Genomic DNA, 2,067 nt, shown 5'->3' with positions numbered 1-2,067 from the left:
GCCGGGCGGTCTCGGCGAGCGCCGCGGCCAGCTCGTCGCGCAGGGGCTGCGGCGGGCGCAGCTCCAGCGCCTCGGTGAGGTACCAGAGCAGCTCGTGCAGCGGGCGCATCACCGCGAACGTGTCGAACATCCGCCCCGCGGTCTCCGGGGCGTCCCGCCAGTCCCGCCCGCCGAAGGTCTCCTGGGCCACCCGCTGCCCGGCGCCGAAGCAGTCGAAGACGGTGCAGCCCGGGAAGCCCCGGTCGCGCAGCTCGGTGTGGATGCCGCACCGGGAGTCGGGCCGCAGGTGGGTGCAGGGCTGCCCGGCGGGCTTGTCGATGCCGAAGTCCGCGGACGCCGAGAACGCCGGTGCGACGCAGCAGAGCCCGAAGCACCGGGCGCAGTCGGCACGCAGCTCGCCCGCGGAAGGCGCGACCTGGGGGGTTTCCGACACGTTGACCGTTCTCCTGCCGATCGGGGCTTCCTCCGCCGGCGGCGTCAGCGGGCGGAGGCTCCCATTGTCCCGCCGTCGGGGGGCGTGGCCGGTCGCGGGGTCACCGTCTGTGCGGGTCGGCGCCGGCGGCGGACCTCGGCCCGGGTGTCCGGGGCCGCGCCGGCCGCTGCGCCTCCAGGCGCAGGATGGCCCGCTCGCCGTCGCCGGGGCCGTACTTCTGGTCGAAGTGCCGGGTGACCGCCGCCGGCGGTGGCCGGTCTCCGTCGGCCGGCTCGACCAGCGCGAACACCCCGTGCGCCGAGCCGGGCGTACGCGGCAACCGCGCCCGGACGGTCAACGGCCGGGTCAGCTTGAAGGCGCGACAGTCGACGTAGTGCTGGCCGTCGAGCGTCACGTAGGGCACCTGCACCTCGACCAGGTCGGAGTCGTCGTGCCGCAGGGTGACCGTGGTGGACCAGTACCGCTCCAGCGTCGAGGTCGCCTGCTCGTGCTCCCACAGCTCCTCGAACCGCGCGTGCACGAACCCGCCCCAGGGGCTGTCCATGTCCACCTCCAGCTGCGGCACGTTGAACGACAGCTTTCCGATCGGGAAGAACGAGATCAGCGCGTGGCCGTCCCACTGGTAGAGCTGGATGGAGGGGGAGGCGTCGTAGACCCGGATCTGCAACCGGGACCGCAGCCGCTGCTCCAGCGAGTCCTGGAAGGCGGCCAGGTGGCGCAGGTTGGCCCGGATCTGCCGGGGCACGTCGACCCGCTGCCGCTCCAGTTCCTCGGAGCGCTGCTGGGCGGCCGTGCAGTCCGGGTCGAGCAGCAGCATCTGCACGTGGGCACCGTTGGCCAGCGCCGCGCGTACCGCGTTCAAGGTCTCCTCGCGGTGGCGGTGCTCGAGCAGGATCGTCCAGGTGTCCAGAATGCGTACCCGACGCGCGGTGCGGCCCACCCGGGCGACGAAGGCCGCCCGGTCGAAGCTGAGGTGTTCCTGCACCCGCGCCTTGCGGGCCTCCTCGAACAGCGGGTCGAAGATGACGTACGAGATCGCGGCGAGCACCACGCTGGCGCCGAGGTTGAGCAGCAGGTCGCTGACGAAGCCGGTGCTGCGCCACGCCCAGAGCAGCATCACCGTGGCGACGGTCAGCAGCCCGCCGCCGCCGAAAAGGGCCCGCCGCTGCCGCCCGCTCCGCCCGCCCCGGCGCCACCTGCCCAGCCGGTCCATCAAGTCCCCTCCCGACGGCCGCCGTCCCGGTGATCATCGGAGGATACGTGCCCGCTTTGCTGTCTGCTGTCCCCTTCGCGACCGCCCGGTTCGCCGCGGCGTGATCCTCCGCACTCGGATCGTGACGGTATCGGGCGCGGGCCAGGGGCGGAGGTCGGCGAGGGGACCATGGCCGCGCGGCGTCCGCCCTGGGCGGACGCCGCGCGACGCGGCGGATCAGAAGGCGAAGAGCGATCCGGTCTCGCGCAGCATCTCGCACCGGTTGCCGAAGGTCTCGGTGTACGACACCGGCCGGTCCTGCCACAGCCCCCAGGCGCGGGCGGTGACCGGGGCGTACTCCAGGGTGCACAGCCCCGGGTCGACCTCCAGCGCGGCGAGGTCGCCGTTGACGCTGGCGACGTCGCGGCAGGCGGTCGCGGCG

At 73.7% G+C, this 2,067-nt stretch carries 2 protein-coding genes and 1 pseudogene; all 3 read right to left on the bottom strand.

The features are described 5' to 3' along the window. Positions 1-433, bottom strand: a pseudogene (locus tag NCC78_RS31185) (pentapeptide repeat-containing protein); the annotation flags it as partial. Positions 434-533: 100 nt separating this feature from the next. Further along, positions 534-1,646, bottom strand: a complete 1,113-nt coding sequence (locus tag NCC78_RS31180; protein WP_250799015.1) for a DUF5919 domain-containing protein — start codon at positions 1,644-1,646, stop codon at positions 534-536. A 216-nt stretch (positions 1,647-1,862) separates the two neighbouring features. Next, positions 1,863-2,067: SSI family serine proteinase inhibitor (locus NCC78_RS31175; RefSeq protein WP_250799014.1), on the bottom strand; the 205-nt coding region annotated here is incomplete at its 5' end.

Origin of the sequence: Micromonospora phytophila (assembly GCF_023656545.1) — a bacterium.
Lineage (GTDB): Bacteria > Actinomycetota > Actinomycetes > Mycobacteriales > Micromonosporaceae > Micromonospora > Micromonospora phytophila.
The sequence above is the reverse complement of the archived record's forward strand: the minus strand, read 5'-3'. Positions and strand labels throughout refer to the sequence as shown.